The organism is Streptomyces sp. NPDC059668 (assembly GCF_042734135.1).
In the GTDB taxonomy this organism is placed as follows: Bacteria; Actinomycetota; Actinomycetes; order Streptomycetales; family Streptomycetaceae; genus Streptomyces.
Window position 1 is genome coordinate 68584 of record NZ_JBHWEL010000009.1, and the last position, 19939, is coordinate 88522.

A 19939-nucleotide genomic window follows, 5' to 3' on the forward strand; every position below is an offset into this window, starting at 1 on the left:
AAGAGGGTCGTCGGCCGCTCCGGGTGCGCACGGACGCCGTGGGGGCCGTGCGGTCCCGTGGTGCGGGCGCTGCGCCCTCGGAAGCTCCGCGGCCCCGGAGAGGGCTCCGTGGGGGTCCGGGAGGGGTGCGGACCTAAATGCGGACCGCCAGGGCCGTTCCTGCCGTGGCGTGGAAGCGGCCTGAGCCGTGTGCGACGGCGCGTTCACCGAGCGGAACGGCGAGCGGTACGCATACGGGCGGCCACCCCTGGTGACAGGGATGGCCGCCCGTACACCCGGCCTGGGCCGGAGCTGGCTCGTCGTTGATGCGAAGTGTCAGCGCTCTTCGGGTTCGGACGTTGCCGGGACCGACGTCAGTCGCTCCGTCTCGTCCTGTATCTCAGCGGCGATCTTCTTGAGTTCCGGCTCGAACTTACGCCCGTGATGGGCGCAGAAGAGCAGCTCACCGCCGCTGAGGAGGACGACGCGCAGATATGCCTGGGCGCCGCAACGGTCGCAGCGGTCAGCGGCCGTCAGCGGGCTCGCGGGGGTCAGAACAGTAGTCACGTCGCCTCTTCTCTAGCTCGACGAGCTGTCGTACCAGGGTCAACATCCAACCAGGCCGAAAACGTTCCCGCTCGTGGCTTTTCCTCGAAAATTTCTCTTCGGGGCGGCTGTCTGCTGCCGGGTGGCGGCGAATGAGCCGTATTGCGTGGTCTTCGCGTCTTACGGGTTCGCGCTGTCTGTCAGGGTCGGTCCTCCCGGCTGGCTTGCCGGTTGTTCAAGAGGACGTGCCCGGAGCCTAAATGGTTCATGCCCCGAAGGGAACGTGATATGTACTTCACTCCATCGAGGGATCGAACACCCATGCGACCCTGGACTAGTCTGAGTTCATGCGAGGGTGGCGTTACAACGGCTCTACCAGGCCTCGGTACCCTCTCAGCGGTGACCGAAGCCGGCCCCTTACCCAAAAGGGCCCCATCTGAAATTCAGCGAGGAGCGAACCGCGTGACCGCCGACACGTCCGTGCCGTCCACAGCGTTGCTGACCGGATCAGACCGGGACGGTTCCAACTACACCGCGCGGCACCTGCTCGTCCTCGAGGGGCTCGAAGCCGTCCGCAAGCGCCCTGGCATGTACATCGGATCGACCGACAGTCGCGGTCTGATGCACTGCCTGTGGGAGATCATCGACAACTCCGTGGACGAGGCCCTGGGCGGGTACTGCGACCACATCGACGTGATCCTGCACGACGACGGCTCGGTGGAAGTGCGGGACAACGGCCGTGGCATCCCGGTCGACGTGGAGCCCAAGACCGGCCTTTCCGGCGTCGAGGTCGTGATGACCAAGCTGCACGCCGGCGGAAAGTTCGGCGGCGGCTCCTACGCGGCCTCCGGCGGTCTGCACGGCGTGGGCGCCTCCGTGGTGAACGCGCTCTCCGCCCGTCTGGACGTCGAGGTGGACCGCGGCGGCAACACGCACGCGGTCAGCTTCCGCCGCGGCACCCCGGGAGCGTTCAAGGCGGACGGGCCCGAGGCGGCCTTCGACGCGACGAGCGGGCTGCGCAAGCTCAAGCGGGTCCCCAAGACCCGCACCGGCACGCGGGTGCGCTACTGGGCCGACCGGCAGATCTTCCTCAAGGACGCCAAGCTCTCCCTGGACCACCTGCACCAGCGTGCCCGCCAGACCGCATTCCTGGTCCCGGGCCTCACCATCGTCGTACGCGACGAGTACGGGCTCGGCGAGGGCGGCAGCAAGGGCGAGGAGTCCTTCCGCTTCGACGGCGGCATCAGTGAGTTCTGCGAGTACCTGGCCACGGACAAGCCCGTCTGCGACGTGCTCCGCTTCTCCGGGCAGGGCAGCTTCAAGGAGACCGTCCCGGTCCTCGACGACCACGGACAGATGACGCCGACCGAGGTCACCCGTGAGCTCGGCGTGGACGTGGCGCTGCGCTGGGGCACCGGCTACGACACGACCCTGAAGTCGTTCGTGAACATCATCGCCACCCCCAAGGGCGGCACCCATGTCGCGGGCTTCGAGCAGGCCGTCGCCAAGACGATGAACGAGGTGCTGCGGGCGAAGAAGCTGCTGCGCGTCGCCGAGGACGACATCGTCAAGGACGACGCCCTGGAGGGCCTGACCGCCGTCGTCACCGTGCGTCTCGCCGAGCCGCAGTTCGAGGGCCAGACCAAGGAGGTCCTCGGGACCTCGGCGGCCCGCCGCATCGTGACCAACGTGGTGTCCAAGGAGCTCAAGGCGTTCCTGACCTCCGCCAAGCGGGACGCCGCCGCGCAGGCCCGCGTCGTGATGGAGAAGGCCGTCTCCGCCGCGCGCACGAGGATCGCCGCGCGCCAGCACAAGGACGCGCAGCGCCGGAAGACGGCCCTCGAGTCCTCGTCGCTGCCCGCCAAGCTCGCCGACTGCCGCAGCGACGACGTCGAGCGCAGCGAGCTGTTCATCGTCGAGGGCGACTCCGCGCTCGGTACGGCCAAGCTGGCGCGGAACTCGGAGTTCCAGGCGCTGCTGCCCATCCGGGGCAAGATCCTGAACGTTCAGAAGTCGTCCGTGACGGACATGCTCAAGAACGCCGAGTGCGGTGCGATCATCCAGGTCATAGGGGCCGGGTCCGGGCGGACGTTCGACATCGACGCCGCGCGCTACGGGAAGATCATTCTCCTGGTCGACGCCGACGTCGACGGCGCGCACATCCGGATCCTGCTGCTCACGCTGTTCCAGCGGTACATGCGGCCGATGGTCGAGGCCGGGCGGGTGTTCGCGGCGGTGCCGCCGCTGCACCGCATCGAGCTCAGCCAGCCCAAGAAGGGGCAGGACAAGTACGTCTACACGTACTCGGACCGTGAGCTGCGGGAGACGCTGCTGGAGTTGCAGCGCAAGAACGTGCGGTACAAGGACTCGATCCAGCGGTACAAGGGTCTCGGCGAGATGGACGCCGATCAGCTGGCCGAGACGACGATGGACCCCAGGTACCGGACGCTGCGGCGGATCAACATCTCCGACCTGGACGCCTCCGAGCAGGTGTTCGATCTGCTGATGGGGAACGACGTGGCCCCGCGGAAGGAGTTCATCTCCAGGTCCGCGGCGACGTTGGACCGGTCGCGCATCGATGCGTAGGGGCTGCGCGGGCGGTCGGGGTGGGCCGGGGCGTTCGCGGGCTTGGGTGCGGGTGTGGCTACGGCTGTGGGTTCGGGCGCTTGAGAGCGGCTGTGGGTTCGCGCGCTTGGGAAGCGGGTGTGTGGGTGCGTGCGGCTGCGGGTTCGTGGGCTTGAGCACTGCTGCGGGTTCGCCGGCCTGAGGTGCGTGCGGGTGCGGGTGCGGCCGGTGGTGGGGCGGGGCCGTGCCGGTACGTCGAGCCCGTCGCCGCTGGATCAGATGTGGGCCGGGCATGGGAGCCGTTGTTCGATCCGGGCGTAAGCGACGGGCTGCGACGTGCCGGCACGGCCCCTCGCGTGCTCGTCGGGTGCGGGGGAACGCGCGGGGCTTCGGACCAGGGGCTGACGGACTTGGCTCCACCTGGGGGTGGAGGGCTGGGGGTCGGGTGGGTCCACCCGGGATCCACCCGGGCTCCGATCTGCTGACCTCGCGATTTCCGTAGCGTCGAAGGCGTCGGCAGCGCTCGCTGTCGGTAGCCGCTCTTCCTCGCCCATGGAGGTCGCGATGTCCGGGCTCGTCAACGCCTTGGTGATCGTCGCCGTTGTTGTTCTGGTCGTCGCACGCCAATTCCGTACGCGCAGGGTGAGCACGGACAGGCGCTGGTGGATCGTGCCGGCCGTGCTGGCCGTGATCGCTCTGCGTGAGCCCGGGCTCGTCGACTCCCACCACCGGACCGGGGCGATCCTCCTCATAGGGACCGAGATCGTCATCGGGCTGGCCGTCGGAGCCGCCTGGGCGTGGACCACGCGGATGTGGATGGAGCCGGACGGCACGGTCTGGAGCAGGAGCACCAAGACCGGCGCGGCCGTCTGGGGCGTGGGCATAGCCGCGCGGCTGGGGCTCTACGGGATCGGTGCGCTGCTCGGTGTGCGTCAGAACAGCTCCGCGCTGCTGCTCGCGCTCGCGGCCACCCTGCTGGTCCGCTCCGGACTCCTGCTCTGGCGTTCGCAGTCCCTGCGCCCGGCGGTCGCGCAGGACGCGGCGTACGGTGGCGGCGTGCCCCAGGCCCCGTGGAAGGAGCGCGTGTGAGCGAGCATTCCTGGACCCGCTGGCCCTCCCGCGAGGCGCTCTCCCGAGCGGGAGTGACCAGGGCCAGGCGCGTGCTCGCCTGGGCGACGCGCCTCTTCGGACTGGGCGTGCTCCTGTGGACGACCTTCTCGAAGAGCGATCTGAGCGGATGGCAGACCGCGGCGGCGGCGCTCGGGGTCATCGTCTGCGCGGCCGCCGCCTGGGCGTTCTGGCAGTGCACGCTCCAGCACCGGCTGCTGCCCTCCGTGGCGCTGCTCGCGCTGCTGCTCGCGATGGCGACGGTGGCGGCGAGCACGGGATTCAGGGTTCCGGCGCTCGTGCTGTGGTGCGCGTGCGGGATCAGCGCCGTCGAGAGGCTGCCCCTGGCGGCGGCGCTGCCCCTCACCACGGTGGCGCTGAGCGCCTACGCGGCGGTCAACGACGACATCTGGCTCACCACGGTGGCCACCGCCGTGGGGCTCGTCCTGGCGGGATACGTACTGCGCCTCGACGCGGAGGCACGGGGCAGCGCCCAGCGGCTCCTCGACCAGGAGCGCGCGGCACGTGCGGCCGAGGCGGAGTCGGCGGCGCTCGCGGAGCGCGCCAGGATCGCCCGGGAGATCCACGACGTGCTGGCGCACAGCCTCTCGGCGCAGATGGTGCACCTCGAGGCGGCCAGGCTGCTGATCGAGCGGGGCGCCGACCGGGAGACGATCCTCGAACGCGTCGTGGCGGCGCGCGGGATGGCCAGGGAGGGGCTCGCCGAGACACGGCAGGCGCTCTCCGCGCTGCGGGGCGAGATGTCCCCGGTGGAGGAATTCCTGGGTGAACTGGTCGCCACGTCCGACGGTGCCGACGTCACCGTCACGGGTGAACGCCAGCTGCTGCCGGCCGAGGCCTCGCAGGCGGTGCGCAGGGTCGCGCAGGAGGCCCTGACGAACGTCCGCAAGCACGCGCCGGGGGCCAAGGTCCACGTGCGGCTGGACTACGGCGAACACGAAGTGACGCTGGCCGTACGGGACTCAGGGGGAGCGCCGGGAGAGCTCGGTACCGCAGGTGCCGGGTACGGTCTGCTGGGCATGCGGGAGCGTGCCGAGCTGTTGGGCGGCTCGTTGGAGGCCGGGCCGGACGAGGAGGGGTTCGTGGTCACGCTGAAGGTGCCCGTATGACGACGGAGGAGACCGGAAGGGCGGCTCGGGTCGTGGTGGCGGACGACCAGACGGTGGTGCGCGAGGGCATCGTGATGCTGCTGGGCCTGCTGCCGGGGATCGAGGTCGTGGGTGCGGCCGGAGACGGGGAGGAGGCCGTGGCGCTCGTCGCCGAACTCGCCCCGGACGTCGTGCTGATGGACCTGCGCATGCCGCGCTGCGACGGCGTCGAGGCGACCCGGCGCATCCGCGCCGAGCATCCGGGGACGCAGGTGGTCGTGCTCACCACGTACGCCGACGACGAGTCGCTGTTCCCGGCGCTCCGGGCCGGGGCCCGCGGATATCTCACCAAGGACGCGGGCGGCGACGAGATCGTGCGCGCCGTGGAGAGCGTGCTGTCCGGAAACGCGGGACTCTCCCCGAGTGTCCAACGGCGGCTGCTGGAACGGCTGTCGCAGCCGGAACCGCCGCCGGCCGCGCCCGTGGCGCCGCCCGACGGACTCACCGCGCGTGAGACAGAGGTGCTGCTGCTGATCGCCGACGGACTCACCAACCAGGAGATCGCCCGCAAGTTGCACGTCTCCACCGCCACGGTGAAGACCCACATCAACAATCTCTTCGCCAAGACCGGGCTCAAGGACCGTGCCCAAGCGGTGCGTTATGCCTATGGGAAGGGTCTCGTCCGGCCACCGGTGAATTGAGTCACCTGATGGGGTGAAGTGGGTGGGTAGAAGAGTCCGGGATCTTCCCGATCTGTACATCCTTGGGTACGCGGCCGAATCAGGTCGCGGACAAGGAGAGTTCGGTGGAGAAGCACGACGGCCGCGACACGGGGGAGGTCCGGTTCGACGACCCCTGGTATGACGCGCTCGCCTCCGGCTGGGGCGAGTTGGACGGCACGGGGGCGCCCGCGCCCGTCGTCCCGCCCGCGCGCCAGGGGCAGGGAGGCCGCACGGGCGGCACGGCCGAGGTCTATCTGAAGGTGCAGCGCAGCGCGGCCTTCCAGGAGGTGCGCGGCCGGTACCGGAGGTTCGTGGTGCCAGCCTTCGCCGTGTTCTTCACCTGGTACGTCGGCTACGTGGTGACCGCCACGGCAGCGCCCGGGTTCATGGCCCGGTCGGTCGCCGGCGCGGTGAACGTGGGCATGGTGGCGGGACTCGGGCAGTTCCTCACCACGTTCCTGCTCACCTGGGCCTACGCGCGCCACGCGCGGCTGCGCCGTGACCGGGCCGCTCTCGAACTGCGTTGGGACACCCAGGAGTTGACGCGCAGCGTCGGAGGAGCCGAGCGGTGACCGGCAACCATCAGACGCTGGCGCTCCTGCTGTTCAGCGTGTTCGTGGCGGTGACGCTGGCGATCACCACGTGGGTGAGCCGCAACCGGCACGGTTCGGCCGAGGAGTTCTACGCCGGGGGGCGACTGTTCTCATCAATGGAGAATGGTTTTGCCATTTCTGGTGACTATATTTCGGCGGCGTCCTTCCTCGGGGTCACGGGACTCATCGCGCTCTACGGCTACGACGGACTGCTGTACGTCGTCGGATTCTTCGTCGCCTGGCTCGTCGTTCTGTTCCTCGTCGCCGAACTCGTGCGCAATTGCGGGCGGTTCACCCTCGCCGACGTCGTCGCGGCGCGGATGAGCGAGCGACCGGTGCGGATCGCCGCGGGAACGGCCTCGGTGACGGTGTCCGTCCTGTATCTGGTCGCGCAGATGGTGGGCGCGGGCAGCCTGGTCGCGCTGCTCCTGGGAGGTACGAGCGGCGCGGCGCGGAACTGGACGGTGATCGGTGTCGGCGCGCTCATGGTGATCTATGTGTCGCTGGGCGGGATGCGGGCCACCACATGGATCCAGATCGTCAAGGCGGTCCTGTTGATGGGCGGCGCCGTCGCGCTGACCGTGCTCGTCCTGGTGCGTTTCCACGGGGACTTCAACCAGTTGCTGCTCTCGGCCGCCGGGCGCAGCGGGCACGGCGACGCGTTTCTCGTGCCCGGTCTGAAGTACGGCGGGGACTGGACGGCGCGTCTCGACTTCATCAGCCTGGGCCTCGCGCTGGTGCTCGGCACGGCCGGACTGCCGCACATCCTGTCGCGCTTCTACACCGTGCCGACCGCGCGGGCCGCACGGCGTTCGGTGGTCTGGGCGATCGGACTCATCGGGGGCTTCTACCTGATGACGATCGTGCTGGGCTTCGGCGCTGCGGCGATCGTCGGACCGAAGGCGGTGAGGGAGTCGAACGCGGCGGGGAACACGGCGGTTCCGCTGCTCGCGCTCGACCTGGGCGGCGGCCCCGACTCGACCGGCGGGACAGTGCTGTTCGCGGTCGTGGCGGCCATCGCCTTCGCCACGATCCTCGCGGTCGTGGCCGGCATCACCCTGGCGTCCTCCGCGTCCGTGGCGCACGACCTGTACACCTCCCTGCGACGCCGGCACGCGAAGGTACGCAGCGAGGTCGCGGTGGCGCGGGCGGCGGCGGTGGGCATCGGAGTCGTCGCGATCGCGCTCGGGCTGGTGGCCCGCGACCTGAACGTGGCCTTCCTGGTGGGCCTCGCCTTCGCCGTCGCCGCGTCCGCGAACCTGCCGGTGCTGCTGTACTCGTTGTTCTGGCGGAGCTTCACCACCCGCGGCGCGGTCTGGGCCGTATACGGAGGGCTGGTGCCCGCGCTGGTGCTCGTACTGCTGTCGCCGGTGGTGTCGGGCAGTCCCGACTCCCTGTTCCCGGGCGTGGATTTCCAGTACTTCCCGCTGCAGAACCCCGGCCTGGTGTCGATCCCGCTCGGCTTCCTCTCGGGCTGGCTGGGGACGGTCACCTCGGTGGAGCCGCCGGACGAGGCCAAGCACGCGGAGACCGAGGTGCGGTCGTTGACGGGGGCCGGTGCGGTCTGAGGGCCGCGCGGTACCCAGGTGGCGCCAAGTCCGTGGCGAGGCGAGGGGCCCTTGAGGAGTCCCGTGGTGGAGGCCCGCGGCGGCGCGGGCCTCCAGCGGAGTACCCCGTCCGCCGCGGGTCCGTGCCGGGGCCGGGGGAGAATCCGACTCGCGCCGCCAGGCGGGGGCGGCCGTCGCGCGTGGGGCAGCCCTCAGGGCGCCACCCACGCGTACCGATGTTCCGGGCGTCCGGTGTCGCCGTACCTGAGGGACAGGCGCAGGCGTCCCGCCTGTTCGAGATGGCGCAGGTAGCGCTGGGCGGTGGAGCGGCTGAGGCCTGTCTCGGCGGCCACCTCGTGGGCCGACAACGCTTGGCCCGAACGGTGCAGCACACCGCAGATCAGGTCGGTGGTGGGTTCCGAGTGGCCCCTCGGCAGCCCGGGAGACGCCGGTGTGGGCGCCGTACGCAGAGCGCCGAAGATCCGGTCGACCTGCTCCTGGCCGGCCACGCCGCGCCCGCCCACCCGGTCGACGGTCCGCCGCAGGGCCGCGTAGGAGTCCAGGCGGGTGCGCAGCGCGGCGAAGGTGAACGGCTTGACCAGATAGTGCAGGGCGCCCAGACGCATCGCGGCCCGGACGGTCACCACGTCGCTCGCCGCGGTGATCATGATGACGTCGGTTCCGTGACCCCGTTCGCGCATGTGGTGGACGAGTTCGAGGCCTGTCTGGTCGGGCAGATAGTGGTCGAGCAGGACCAGGTCGACGGGCGCGCGCTCCACGGCGGCCAGGGCCTGGGCAGCGCTGTGCGCGCGGGCGGCCACCCGGAATCCGGGAACCTTCCCCACGTACTTCGCGTTGATCTCAGCGACGCGGAAGTCGTCGTCCACGACCAGGACGTCAATCATCGGGCCTCTTCCTCTCAAGCCCTGGGCGAGCGTTAAGCCCGTGTTTCGGCTCCGCTGTTGTAGCGCGAGCAAAACGAGCACAACAGACTCTTGCAAGCAGAAGAACACCTTGCGCCCAGAAGACTGATGCTGTGGCCCGCACCACATCTACCGTCCGGGCCCATGAGCGCAGACACCGGCCCCGCCATCGAGTTGCGGGGCGCCAGCAAGATCTTCAAGACCCCGTCAGGGGGTCTGCACACGGCGGTCAGGGAACTGGACCTGACCATAGGCCGTGGCGAGTTCGTGGCCGTCGTCGGGCCCACGGGCTGTGGGAAGTCGACCACACTGACCCTGGTGAGCGGCCTGGAGGAGCCCACCGAGGGCGAGGTCCTGGTGGCGGGCGCGCCGGTCGAGGGTGTCGGCGACAAGGTCGGTTTCGTCTTCCAGCAGGACGCCACCTTCCCGTGGCGCACGGTCCTGTCGAACGTCATGGCCGGCCCGCGATTTCGTGGGGTGCCCAAGGCGGAGGCGAAGAAGCGGGCCCGCGAATGGCTGGCCAGGGTCGGTCTCGCCGCCTTCGAGGACCGCTATCCGCACCAGCTCTCCGGCGGTCAGCGCAAGCGTGTCGCGCTCGCCGCGACCTTCGTCAACGACCCCGAGATCCTGCTGATGGACGAGCCCTTCTCGGCGCTCGACGTGCAGACCAGGGCTCTGATGTCGGACGAACTGCTGGAGCTGTGGGAGGGCACGGGCGCCTCGGTCGTCTTCGTCACCCACGACCTGGAGGAGTCCATCGCGCTCGCCGACAAGGTGGTCGTGATGACGGCGGGCCCGGCCACCGTGAAGCAGATCTTCGACATCGATCTGCCCCGGCCCCGCAAGGTCGAGGCGGTACGCCTGGAGCCGCGGTTCATCGAGATCTACCGCGAGATCTGGGAGTCGCTGGGCGAAGAGGTCCGCATCACGCGCGAGAGGGGTGCGGCCGATGTCGCCTGACGTCATACCCGAGGCCGTCGTCACTCCGGCCGACAGCGAACCCGTGAAGCCGGGGCGCGCCCACTCACGGGCCCGAGCCGCTCGCAGACGCAGGACGATCGTAGCCGCGGTCCGCGCGGTGCTTCTGGTCGCCGTGCTCGGTCTGTGGGAGGTGTTCGCGCGAGCCGAGATCATCGACCCGTTCAACTTCTCCATGCCGTCGAAGATCTGGGACCAGATCTACACCTGGACGGCCCACGGGACCGCGCTCGGTTCGCTCGGCGAGCAGATCTGGTTCACGCTCCACGAGGCGCTGCTCGGCTGGATCATCGGCGTGGTGTCCGGTGTGGTCTTCGGTATCGCGCTGGGACGCGTCGCCTTCCTCGCCGATGTCCTTGGTCCGTACATCAAGGTGCTCAACTCCATACCGAGGATCGTGCTGGCCCCGATCTTCGTGATCTGGTTCGGGCTCGGCCCCGCCTCCAAGGTCGCCTCCGCGGTGGTCCTGGTGTTCTTCCCGGTCTTCTTCAACGCGTTCCAGGGTGCCCGTGAGGTCGACCGCAACCTGGTCGCCAACGCCCGGATCCTCGGCGCGAGCGACCGCCGGGTGACGCTTCAGGTCGTCATCCCGTCGGCCACCTCATGGATCTTCACCAGCCTCCACGTCAGCTTCGGCTTCGCCCTCATCGGCGCGATCGTCGGTGAGTACATCGGCGCCACCAAGGGCATCGGTCTGCTCGTCGCGCAGTCCCAGGGCACCTTCAACGCGGCCGGTGTGTACGCCGCGATGGTCATCCTCGCCGTGGTCGCGCTGCTGGCCGAGGGGCTGCTCACCTTCGCCGAGCGCCGCATCTTCCGCTGGAAGCCGTCGGACTCCGAGAGCTGACCTGCCCGGGGGCCCGGGTTCCCGACCGCCCGGTCACCCACCCCTACGCCTCACCCCACGACGTCCGTTCCTGGCTCAACCTCCCTCTTCAGGACGTCCGTTCCCGATTCGACGCCCCTCAGGGCGTCCGTTCCGCCCGCACCGCCCTCTCACAAGGACGTGACCTATCATGCGCAAGACCGCCAGATACTCCGCGCTGGCAGCCGCCGGTCTGCTCGCCCTCTCCTCGCTCACCGCCTGCGCCAACGACGCGGCCTCCTCCACCGCCGACAGCGGCAGCGGCTCGGGCGGCGGCAAGGGGGAGCACGTCAAGATCATGGTGGGCGGCCTCGACAAGGTCATCTACATGCCGGCGATGCTCACCCAGCGGCTCGGCTACTTCAGTGACCAGGGCCTGGATGTCGAACTCCTCAGCGAGCCGGCCGGTGTGCAGGCGGAGACCGCCCTCGTCTCCGGTCAGGTGCAGGGGGCCGTCGGCTTCTACGACCACACGCTCGACCTGCAGACCAAGCACAAGTCCGTGGAGTCCGTCGTCCAGTTCTCGCACGCGCCCGGGGAGGTGGAACTGGTCTCCGCCAAGCGCGCGGGCGACATCACGTCGCCCAAGGACTTCAAGGGAAAGAAGCTGGGCATCACCGGGCTCGGTTCCTCCACCGACTTCCTCACCAAGTACCTGGCGGTCAAGAACGGGGTGAAGGTCAGCGACTTCTCGCCGGTCGCCGTCGGCGCCGGACCGACCTTCATCTCCGCGCTCCAGAAGGGGGCGATCGACGGCGGTATGACGACGGATCCGACGGTCGCCACGGTCCTGAAGAAGGGCCTGGGCAAGGTGCTCATCGACATGCGTACGCCGAAGGGTTCGGTGGAGGCGTTCGGCGGCCCGTACCCCTCGTCCAGCCTCTACATGCAGACGGACTGGGTGAACGGCCACAAGGAGACGGTCCAGAAGCTGGCCAACGCCTTCGTCAAGACGCTCGCGTGGATGGCCACGCACAGCGCGTCCGAGATCGCCGCCAAGATGCCCGCCGACTACTCGCAGGGCGACAAGGCGCTCTACGTCACCGCCATCGAGAGCACGCTGCCGATGTTCACCAAGGACGGGGTGATGCCCGAGGGCGGCCCCGAGACCGTCGAGAAGGTGCTCAAGGCGTTCAACCCCAACATCAAGAACGCCAAGGTGGACCTCGCCAAGACCTTCACCACGGAGTTCGTGAAGGCCGCCGGCTGATCGGCCCGAACCGCGGGCAGAACAGTCCGGACAGCCCACCGCGCGCACGGCTGTTCTTCCCCGGCGGCCGGACGCGCGGTCAGGCACGGCCCCGTGCCTCCTGAGCCGTGTTCTCAGACGCGGGTCGCCCAGGCGTAGCGATGCTCCGGGCGGCCCGCGTCGCCGTATCTGAGGGTCAGCCTGGCCCGTCCCGTGCGCTCCAGGAGCTTCAGGTAGCGCTGGGCGGTCTGCCGGCTCAGTCCGGTCTCCTCGGCGACCTCCTGGGCCGACAGCGGCCCCTCGGCGTTCACCAGGGCGCGGCGTACGAGTTCCGCCGTCGAGGGGGAGTGCCCCTTGGGCAGGTCCCGCTCGGCGGTCGTCGACAGGGCGCCGAAGATCCGGTCCACCTGGGCCTGTTCGGCCTCGCCCCCGCCGTCGAGGGTACGGCGCAGATCCGCGTACGCCTCCAGCTTGGCGCGCAGGCCCGCGAAGGCGAACGGCTTGACCAGGTACTGGAGCGCGCCCTGCCGCATGGCCGCCTGCACGGTGGAGATGTCGCGGGCGGCCGTCACCATGATGACGTCGGTCTGATGACCGCGACGGCGCATCTCCCGGACGACCGTGAGGCCCGTCTCGTCGGGCAGGTAGTGGTCCAGCAGAACCAGGTCCAGGTGCGGCAGTGTCTCCACGAGACGCATCGCCTCGGTGGCGCTGTGCGCCTCGCCCGCGACCCGGAAGCCGGGCACCTTGGTGACGTAGGCGGCGTTGACCCGCGCGACCCGGGTGTCGTCGTCCACGACCAGCACCTCGATCATCGCGACCCCTCCTCGGCGGCCGTGGGGACGGTGGGTTCCGCCGTCGGGTCCGGCTCCGTCAGCGCCTCGGGCAGGACGACCGTGAACTCCGCGCCCCCGCCGCTCGCCTCGGCCACCTCCGCGCTGCCGCCCTGCCGCTCGGCGAGCCGGCTGACCAGGGAGAGACCGATCCCGCGTTTGCCGTGCGCAGGCGGCTTCTTGGTGGACCACCCGTCCGTGAAGATCAGCTCCCGCCGGTCCGCCGGGATGCCCGGCCCGGTGTCCCGCACGCGCAGCACGGCGGTACGTCCCCTGGCGAGCAGTTCGACCTCCACGCGCGCGTGCGGCGTACCGGCCACGGCGTCGAGCGCGTTGTCGACGAGGTTCCCGACGACGGTGACCAGTCCGCGCGGGTCGACCAGCCGGTCGGGCAGCAGGGTCCCGTCCGAGATCCACAGGGCCACGCCGCGCTCGGCCGCGACGGTGGCCTTGCCGACCAACAGGGCGGCGAGCAGCGGATCGTGGACCTTCTCGGTGACCTGTTCCGCGGTGATCCGGTGGTCGCCGACCACCTCGCCGACGAACTCCACGGCGTCGTCGTACATCTCCAGTTCGAGCAGGCCCAGAAGTGTGTGCATCCGGTTGGCGTGCTCGTGGTCCTGGGCCCGCAGAGCGTCGATCAGTCCGTGCGTGGAGTCGAGTTCACGGCCGAGCTGTTCCAGTTCGGTGCGGTCGCGCAGGGTGGCCACGGCGCCGCCTTCGTCGGTCGGCATCCGGTTGGCGACCAGGACGCGCTGACCGCGCACGGTCAGCAGATCGGTACCGGTGACCCGGCCGGCCAGCACGTCGGTGGTACGGCCCGGACCGAGCACGTCGTCGAGCGGCCGGCCGATGGCTGCCGCGTCGAGCCCGAGCAGCCGCTGGGCCTCGTCGTTGAGGAGGCGTACCCGGCCGGTCCGGTCCAGGGCCACGACGCCCTCCCGGATGCTGTGCAGCATCGCCTCACGTTCCGCGAGCAGCGCCGAGATGTCGGAGAAGGCCAGGTCACGGGTCTGTCGCTGGACCCGGCGGGAGAGCAGATACGCGGCGAAGGCACCGACGGCCAGTGCTCCCCCCGCATAGGCGAACAGGCCCGGGATGGCGTGGATCAGCCGGCCGCGCACGCTGTCGTACTCGATGCCGACCGAGACCGCGCCGATGATGCGCCCGTGGACGTCGCGCAGGGGCACCTTGCCGCGTGCCGAGCGCCCCAGCGTGCCGCTGTCGATCTGCATGACGTCCTTGCCTGCCAGGGGCCGGCTGGGATCGGTGGAGACGACTCCGCCTATCTGTTTGACGTCCTTGTGCGACCAGCGCACGCCGTGCGTGTTCATCACCACCACGTACTCCGCTCCGCTTGCCCGGCGGATCCGCTCGGCGGCGGTCTGCACGGGCCCGTTCACGGACGGCAGGGACGTCTGGAGGTCCTCGGCGATGCGCGGCTGGGCCGCCGTGGTCTGCGCGATCGCGAGCGCGCGGCGCATGGCCTGGTCGTCGAGCTGCGCGCTCAGCGGGGCGAGGAACAGCCCGGTCGCGAGGACGGCGACTCCGGCGGCGATCGTCACCTGCATCAGCAGCACCTGCGAGAACACCCGCCGCGGCAGCCCGAGGCGCAGTCGTCGGGCACGGGGAGGGGAGCTCATACCCATGACCGTACGGGGGAGGGCGCTGCCCGCCGTAGGGGGTGTGGCGTGGATCTCCTGATCGCCGTGCGGGCGGCGCGGGCGGGGCTGTGGGGTGCCGTGTGTCACCGGCCGCGTCATGTGTGCGGGGGCGGTGGTACGTGGTCCCGGGGGCGCACGGGCCCGGCACATGGGGCCCAGTCCTGGTGAGCCGCGGTCAGCAGGCGATCGGGATCGGTGTGCGGGGCAGCTCCCGTACGGCCACCACGTCCATGCGGGCCGGGGAACCGAGCGCCGAGCCGCAGCTCTCCGGGCGGGGCGGCAGCGAGGCGCCCTGCGCGACGACGACCCGCCACACACGACCGTCGGTGTGGGTGACGGTCACCTCCCAGCGCGGTGCCGCCCCGCGGGTGCGCAGGACCCGGAAGGCGTCCGCCGCGTGCTCCGAGGTGGCCGTGCGCACGGCCAGCTCGGCCGCCTGTCCCGGCCGGTCCCAGGCCGAGCAGCCCCGGCAGCCCTCGGTGACGATGCGCCCCTCCCGGACGCCCTGGAGGATCTCCTTGACGGAGTGGGCCGCGGCCCGTCCGTACGCGTAGCCGTACGGCAGGACGAGCAGGGTGGGCGAGAAACGGTGACCACCCAGATGAGTGACCTCCCAGGCGCCGCCCACCCCCGAGGCGGCGAGCTCGGCGGCGAGAGGCCGCCCCAGGAGGGCGCAGCAACGGTCGCGCTTGCCGTTGGTGCAGACGAGCGCGAGCGGGTCGCCCTGGTGCGGGCGGCCCCGCAGCACCGTGTCGAAGGCGTACGGATCCCCCGCGCCGAGTGCGGTGAAGTCCAGGTCGAGCAGCTGCTCGGGGGTGCGGGTCGTGGCGCTGTGCAGCCACGCGCGTCCCGGAGTGGTGTGGGCCGCGTACACCTGGCGCTCGGCGGAGGCCCCGCTGTCCGCGTGCCGTCCGGGGCGCCGGATGAGCGCGATCCGTACGCCGGTGCCCTCGGCGGCCGCTTCGAGGGCGCGCCCGAGCGCGGGGTCCAGGTGGCTCGACGTGAGCGCCTTGGCTCCCCAGGGTCCGGGCTGCTCGAGCAGCAACCATGTCCTCGCGGTGGCCGCGGTCCCCGCGAGGGGCTCGTCGAAGTCGCGGGACGCGGTCGTGCACCTACTCACAGAGGTGAGCCTAACCTGACTTCGGCCAAGGCGACTTCCGACCTTGGGCCAGGGTGGCCTCCGGCCGTGTGAACAGGGGCGCGCTCTGGGCGCATTCGGCGCTCGGAGAGGCTTCAGGAGGCTCAGGGGGCGCACTCCGGGAGTGGCTGTGGCGGCCGCGCTCCCACGTACTGGCCACTGGGACGCATGCGCAGCGGCCGTTCCCCGTACTCCTCCAGGGCGTGGGCGATCCACCCGGCCGTCCGGGCGACGGCGAACACCGTCTCCGCGGCGGAGGCGGACATGCCGGAGGAGACCGTGAGCACGGCCAGCGCGAGATCGACGTTGGCGTGCAGGGGGGTGTGGCGGGCGGTGGTGGTCACGATGTCCCGCGCCGCCGCCAGGGCCGGCGCCGCGTCGGGTACCTCCTCCAGGAGGGCGAACAGGGCACGCGCGCGCGGGTCCTCGGCGGGGTAGAGCCGGTGGCCGAGACCGGGGACGCGGCGCCCGGCGCGCAGTTCGTCCGCGACCACCGGTGCCGCGGTGCCCTGGTCCAGTACGTCGAGGAGCAGCCGGTGGGCCAGGCCTCCGGCGGCGCCGTGCAGGGGTCCTTCCAGCACGCCCAGGCCCGCGGACACGGCGGCGTACGGGTGCGCCCGGGCCGACGCGGCGACCCGTACCGCGAGCGTCGAGGCGGCCAGGTCGTGGTCGACGAGCAGGCCGAGTGCCGTGTCCAGCGCCCTCAGTGACGCCTCGTCAGGATTCCGGCCGGTGAGCCGCGGCCACAGCCGGTGGGCCAGCGGTCCCTCGTCGCGGTGGTCGTGGCGCTTCGGCGGGAGGGCGGCGACGAGGGTGGGGATGAGGGTGCGCGCGGTGCCGAGGACGGCGCTCTCCGACAGGTCGAAGCGCAGCGGGTCGGCGGCCGAGGCGGCGATCGCGGCGACGCGCAGCCGGTCCGTCGGGCCGCTGTGTTCGGGCAGCGCGTCGACGGCCCGGCGGGCGGCGGCGACGGTCGCCTCCGGAGCGGTGAACGTGATGCCGGGGCGCAGCCGTCCGGTCCACAGCCACTCCGCGATCTCTTCGTACGAGTGGCGCGCGGCCAGTTCGGTCGCGTCGACACCGCGGTAGTAGTACCGGTCCTCCTCGATCAGGGTGATGCGGGTGCGGACGGACAGCTCACCGACCGCAGTCGAACTCCCGCCGGAATCACGCCTGTTGCGTCGCGCGAGGTTCTCCACCTCGTCGGCGTCGAAGGTGCTGCCCCGGCCGCCGGGGTCCCGCCGGCTGCTGAGCTGACCGCGGCTCACGTACGCGTACACGGTCTCCGCCTTCACGCCGAGCAGGTCGGCGGTCTCCCTGGTGCTGAGCCGTCGGCCCGCGTGCGCCGGCGTTCCCGGTTCCTGATCGCTCATGGACGACACCGTATCTATGGATCGATGTATTGATGCAATCAATATTGACAGAGATCCAGTCAAGCATGGACAGTCGAATCAAGTTTCCAGGGAGGAAAGTCATGCCGAACAACCGGGCCGCCACCGCCACCGCCACGGCCCCCGCGACAGCCGCCGCCCCTGCCGACATCCCGCGAGGGCTCGCGGGCGTCGTCGTCACGGAGACCGCGCTGGGGGACGTCAGGGGGCTGGAGGGCTTCTACCACTACCGCCAGTACTCGGCCGTCGACCTCGCGCGGACCCGCGGGTTCGAGGATGTCTGGCACCTGCTGGTCCACGGTGAACTGCCGGACGCGGCCCGCGGTGCCGCCTTCGCCGCGCGGACCGCGGCGCTGCGCCGGCTCCCGGACGAGGTGCGTGCCGCGCTTCCCGCGATCGCGGCGGCGACCGGACCGTCCGGACCGCTCGCGGGCCTGCGGACCGCGTTGTCGCTGCTCGGGGCGGCGTCGGGGTTCCGGCCGGTCTACGACATCGACGCGGACCGGCGTCTGGCGGACACGCTGGCCGCGTGCGCGGCCGTGCCGACGTTGCTCACCGCGCTGTACCGGCTGGGCCGGGGGCTGGAGCCGGTCGAGCCGCGCGAGGACCTCCCGTACGCCGCGAACTACCTGTACATGCTCACGGGTTCGGAACCGGACGCGGCACGGGCGCGGGCGGTCGAGCAGTACCTGATCTCCACCATCGACCACGGATTCAACGCGTCGACGTTCACGGCGCGGGTGATCGCGTCGACGGGAGCGGACGTCGCCGCCTGTCTCGTGGGAGCCGTGGGGGCGCTGTCGGGACCGCTGCACGGTGGCGCGCCGAGCCGTGCCCTGGACACGCTCGACGCGATCGGCACCGCCGACCGCGTCGACCCGTGGATCCGCGCGCGGGTCCACGCGGGTGAGCGCATCATGGGCTTCGGGCATGCCGTCTACCGCACCGAGGACCCGCGCTCCCGGATGCTCCGTGACATCGCCCAGGGGTTCGGCGGCTCCCTGGTCGACTTCGCCGTCGAGGTCGAACACCGGGTGGAGGCGATCCTGGCGGAGCTCAAGCCCGGCCGTGAACTCCACACCAACGTCGAGTTCTACGCCGGTGTGGTCATGGAGCTGTGCGGCTTGCCGCGCGAGATGTTCACCCCCACCTTCGCGGCGGCCCGGGTCGTCGGCTGGAGCGCCAACATCCTGGAGCAGGCACAGGACTCGAAGATCATCCGTCCGGCCGCGCGGTACGTGGGGCCGGTGCCGCCGGTGGCGGTTCCGCCAGTGGTCCGAGGGGGAGTGTGAGGCGCCCTGAGCGCGTTGCGTGAGGTCCGGCACCGGTCCGGTATCGGACCTCACGAAGGAGTGGTCGAGCATCGCCGGGCGCGGTGGACGCGGTGTGCTCGGAGCGGCCCAGCGCGTCAAGGGTCTTGCGCGGGGCGAAGGCTGTTCATGTTCGCACGGGCCTGCTGGGGTGCCGCGTCCGGAGATCGAGCCTCAACGGGGTGACCGGGGTGTCGGCCTCAACGGTTGACGGAGCAAACGGTTGACGGAGCAGTCCATGCCGCGGTCCTACGGTTGCGTCACTTATCGGGAATGTCGGCCTTGGCGCGTACCAGTGTTTCTCTGCTGACGATCACGATGCGCTCGTAGTCGGCGCGAGCGGCGTCGGAGGGGAGCTCGTTGTCGAGGGCCGCCGTGGCCTCGGTTCCGATGACGGCGAAGTTGCCGTCGCTGAGCTCGAAGATGTCCGGGCATGAATCGCCGGACATGCTGCCTCTCTCGCGTGGGGACGCGCCGATGCGACGAACGATTTTCAAGATCCCTGCCCTCGTGTCTAGAACGCCGATGGACCCCGGGTCCTCACGTCTCGACGGCTGAGGGCGGGGTCAGAATAGCGGCATTATTGCCGAGGGTTTCCACGTTGATGGTCTCGGGTACCCCCTTGACCGTTTGGTTGACCCATTGGTTGACCGGGTCGACAGAAGGGGCGAGACGGATCAACTTCGTTCACTCCGTTGGTGGTTCGCCGACCACCCACCATTCCTCCGTGTCGGCCTCGTCAAGATCGAGGATGAGACGGTCAACCATTCGGCCCACACGTGCTTCCGTCGAGTTGCCCTCGAGGCTCGCCCGGTGAGGGCGGTGCGCGTCCCAGTAGGCGCGAAAGATCGGGTTCTGGCAGAACATCCGGAGGTGGCCGTGGAGCTCCTCCCACGTGACCACCTCGACACGGTAGGCGAGAAGGGCGTTGGTGTACATGGCGTTCGCGAAGAGATACTGGCGCTGCCGGACGGGGGAATCCGCCTGGACGGTGCTGTACACCGCTGCCAGATCGGCGTCGTCCATGGCCTTGCTCAGCAGGTAGTGCTGGGCGCGCTGTTGGTCGAGCATGGCGTTCTGCCGGGCTCCCCGCTCCACTTCCGCGACCCGCAGGCGCAGTTCTTCGTAGCGTTGTCGTCGGGTGGCGAGGACGGCGAGGGCCCCCGCCGCGAAGGCGAGCCCCGCGACGGCCGCGGAACCCCACCCCTGTACCCCGAATTTCTGTGTGGCCATGTCAACCCCCGAATCAGGCGACCGTTCCGCCGGTCGTCGGTTGTGGGGCGACAGGGAGCGGACCGGCGAGCGGTGGGCGGCGCGCTTGCCGTCTCCCAATCTTGCCGAGCGGCGCTGATCGGCGGGGAGGCGGAGAGGAGGCGCACGGAGGGAAGTGAGGGTTGCGCGTCCCGGCGCCATGCCCAACGTGTGCCCCGCGAGCGCCGCTAACAATCGTTCACTTCGGGGCGATTCCCCCCACTCGTAT

The 19939-nt window shown here is 70.5% G+C and carries 18 protein-coding genes; 10 read left to right on the forward strand and 8 right to left on the reverse strand.

The window, feature by feature from the left end; all coding sequences use genetic code 11:
* Nucleotides 1-315 precede the first annotated feature (315 nt).
* Nucleotides 316-546, reverse strand: a complete 231-nt coding sequence (locus ACFV2J_RS09845; RefSeq protein ID WP_385082633.1) for a hypothetical protein — start codon at nt 544-546, stop codon at nt 316-318.
* Between the two features lie 441 nt (nt 547-987).
* Between ACFV2J_RS09845 and ACFV2J_RS09850 the strand changes: the two genes are divergently transcribed.
* The 6 genes from ACFV2J_RS09850 (at nt 988) to ACFV2J_RS09875 (ending at nt 8189) form a co-directional block, all read left to right on the forward strand.
* Entirely contained in the window at nt 988-3111 is a 2124-nt protein-coding gene (locus ACFV2J_RS09850) for a type IIA DNA topoisomerase subunit B (RefSeq protein WP_385082632.1), read from the forward strand.
* A gap of 543 nt (nt 3112-3654) precedes the next feature.
* A complete protein-coding gene (locus ACFV2J_RS09855) occupies nt 3655-4179 on the forward strand; it encodes a DUF1453 domain-containing protein (protein WP_385088316.1) in 525 nt (174 codons plus the stop codon).
* Nucleotides 4176-5327 carry a sensor histidine kinase gene (locus tag ACFV2J_RS09860; RefSeq protein ID WP_385088318.1) on the forward strand — a complete coding sequence of 384 codons (1152 nt, stop codon included), beginning with the start codon at nt 4176-4178 and terminating at the stop codon, nt 5325-5327. Before ACFV2J_RS09855 ends, ACFV2J_RS09860 begins: the two co-directional genes overlap by 4 nt.
* The gene (locus ACFV2J_RS09865) at nt 5324-6007 is read left to right on the forward strand and encodes a response regulator (protein WP_385088320.1); all 684 of its coding nucleotides are present in this window, start codon (nt 5324-5326) and stop codon (nt 6005-6007) included. The genes ACFV2J_RS09860 and ACFV2J_RS09865 overlap by 4 nt, the downstream gene beginning before the upstream one ends.
* A 104-nt stretch (nt 6008-6111) precedes the next feature.
* Nucleotides 6112-6600 carry a DUF485 domain-containing protein gene (locus ACFV2J_RS09870; RefSeq protein WP_385088321.1) on the forward strand — a complete coding sequence of 163 codons (489 nt, stop codon included), beginning with the start codon at nt 6112-6114 and terminating at the stop codon, nt 6598-6600.
* Nucleotides 6597-8189: a cation acetate symporter gene (locus ACFV2J_RS09875; RefSeq protein ID WP_385088323.1), complete on the forward strand. Its 1593-nt coding sequence runs from the start codon at nt 6597-6599 to the stop codon at nt 8187-8189. The genes ACFV2J_RS09870 and ACFV2J_RS09875 overlap by 4 nt, the downstream gene beginning before the upstream one ends.
* A 191-nt stretch (nt 8190-8380) precedes the next feature.
* On the opposite strand, the gene ACFV2J_RS09880 is transcribed toward ACFV2J_RS09875, so the two are convergent.
* Nucleotides 8381-9073: a response regulator gene (locus ACFV2J_RS09880; protein WP_385088325.1), complete on the reverse strand. Its 693-nt coding sequence runs from the start codon at nt 9071-9073 to the stop codon at nt 8381-8383.
* A 162-nt stretch (nt 9074-9235) separates the two neighbouring features.
* Between ACFV2J_RS09880 and ACFV2J_RS09885 the strand changes: the two genes are divergently transcribed.
* From ACFV2J_RS09885 to ACFV2J_RS09895, 3 genes are all read left to right on the forward strand, one after another.
* Complete coding sequence (locus ACFV2J_RS09885; RefSeq protein WP_385088327.1) at nt 9236-10051, forward strand: ABC transporter ATP-binding protein; 816 nt, start codon at nt 9236-9238, stop codon at nt 10049-10051.
* Nucleotides 10041-10916 (forward strand): ABC transporter permease, encoded by an 876-nt coding sequence (locus ACFV2J_RS09890; RefSeq protein ID WP_385088329.1) that lies wholly within the window; start codon nt 10041-10043, stop codon nt 10914-10916. The genes ACFV2J_RS09885 and ACFV2J_RS09890 overlap by 11 nt, the downstream gene beginning before the upstream one ends.
* 169 nt (nt 10917-11085) lie before the next feature.
* A complete protein-coding gene (locus ACFV2J_RS09895) occupies nt 11086-12144 on the forward strand; it encodes an ABC transporter substrate-binding protein (protein WP_385088331.1) in 1059 nt (352 codons plus the stop codon).
* 113 nt (nt 12145-12257) lie between these two features.
* Here ACFV2J_RS09895 and ACFV2J_RS09900 read toward each other — a convergent pair whose 3' ends face one another.
* The 4 genes from ACFV2J_RS09900 to ACFV2J_RS09915 all read right to left on the reverse strand — a co-directional run bounded on the left by ACFV2J_RS09900 (nt 12258) and on the right by ACFV2J_RS09915 (nt 17131).
* Nucleotides 12258-12938, reverse strand: coding sequence for a response regulator (locus ACFV2J_RS09900; protein WP_385088333.1), 681 nt, complete (start codon nt 12936-12938; stop codon nt 12258-12260).
* Nucleotides 12935-14599 carry an ATP-binding protein gene (locus ACFV2J_RS09905; RefSeq protein ID WP_385088335.1) on the reverse strand — a complete coding sequence of 555 codons (1665 nt, stop codon included), beginning with the start codon at nt 14597-14599 and terminating at the stop codon, nt 12935-12937. The genes ACFV2J_RS09900 and ACFV2J_RS09905 overlap by 4 nt, the downstream gene beginning before the upstream one ends.
* Nucleotides 14600-14795: 196 nt before the next feature.
* Entirely contained in the window at nt 14796-15740 is a 945-nt protein-coding gene (locus tag ACFV2J_RS09910) for a sucrase ferredoxin (protein WP_385088337.1), read from the reverse strand.
* Nucleotides 15741-15862: 122 nt separating this feature from the next.
* The gene (locus ACFV2J_RS09915; RefSeq protein WP_385088339.1) at nt 15863-17131 is read right to left on the reverse strand and encodes a citrate/2-methylcitrate synthase; all 1269 of its coding nucleotides are present in this window, start codon (nt 17129-17131) and stop codon (nt 15863-15865) included.
* A gap of 101 nt (nt 17132-17232) precedes the next feature.
* Between ACFV2J_RS09915 and ACFV2J_RS09920 the strand changes: the two genes are divergently transcribed.
* Nucleotides 17233-18441, forward strand: a complete 1209-nt coding sequence (locus ACFV2J_RS09920; protein WP_385438047.1) for a citrate synthase/methylcitrate synthase — start codon at nt 17233-17235, stop codon at nt 18439-18441.
* 278 nt (nt 18442-18719) lie between these two features.
* On the opposite strand, the gene ACFV2J_RS09925 is transcribed toward ACFV2J_RS09920, so the two are convergent.
* Nucleotides 18720-18956: a hypothetical protein gene (locus tag ACFV2J_RS09925; RefSeq protein ID WP_266702119.1), complete on the reverse strand. Its 237-nt coding sequence runs from the start codon at nt 18954-18956 to the stop codon at nt 18720-18722.
* 190 nt (nt 18957-19146) lie between these two features.
* On the reverse strand, nt 19147-19692 hold the full coding sequence (locus ACFV2J_RS09930) for a DUF6082 family protein (protein WP_385084011.1): 546 nt from the start codon (nt 19690-19692) through the stop codon (nt 19147-19149).
* Nucleotides 19693-19939 lie beyond the last annotated feature (247 nt).

What these genes read in the sequence shown, in the direction of transcription:
- ACFV2J_RS09855 (WP_385088316.1), top strand. Translation starts at nt 3,655, where the DNA reads ATGTCCGGGCTCGTCAACGCCTTGGTGATCGTCGCCGTTGTTGTTCTG.
- ACFV2J_RS09895 (WP_385088331.1), top strand. Translation starts at nt 11,086, where the DNA reads ATGCGCAAGACCGCCAGATACTCCGCGCTGGCAGCCGCCGGTCTGCTC.
- ACFV2J_RS09880 (WP_385088325.1), bottom strand. Translation starts at nt 9,073, where the DNA reads ATGATTGACGTCCTGGTCGTGGACGACGACTTCCGCGTCGCTGAGATC.
- ACFV2J_RS09930 (WP_385084011.1), bottom strand. Translation starts at nt 19,692, where the DNA reads ATGGCCACACAGAAATTCGGGGTACAGGGGTGGGGTTCCGCGGCCGTC.
- ACFV2J_RS09900 (WP_385088333.1), bottom strand. Translation starts at nt 12,938, where the DNA reads ATGATCGAGGTGCTGGTCGTGGACGACGACACCCGGGTCGCGCGGGTC.
- ACFV2J_RS09920 (WP_385438047.1), top strand. Translation starts at nt 17,233, where the DNA reads ATGCCGAACAACCGGGCCGCCACCGCCACCGCCACGGCCCCCGCGACA.
- ACFV2J_RS09865 (WP_385088320.1), top strand. Translation starts at nt 5,324, where the DNA reads ATGACGACGGAGGAGACCGGAAGGGCGGCTCGGGTCGTGGTGGCGGAC.
- ACFV2J_RS09915 (WP_385088339.1), bottom strand. Translation starts at nt 17,131, where the DNA reads ATGAGCGATCAGGAACCGGGAACGCCGGCGCACGCGGGCCGACGGCTC.
- ACFV2J_RS09885 (WP_385088327.1), top strand. Translation starts at nt 9,236, where the DNA reads ATGAGCGCAGACACCGGCCCCGCCATCGAGTTGCGGGGCGCCAGCAAG.
- ACFV2J_RS09890 (WP_385088329.1), top strand. Translation starts at nt 10,041, where the DNA reads ATGTCGCCTGACGTCATACCCGAGGCCGTCGTCACTCCGGCCGACAGC.
- ACFV2J_RS09905 (WP_385088335.1), bottom strand. Translation starts at nt 14,599, where the DNA reads ATGAGCTCCCCTCCCCGTGCCCGACGACTGCGCCTCGGGCTGCCGCGG.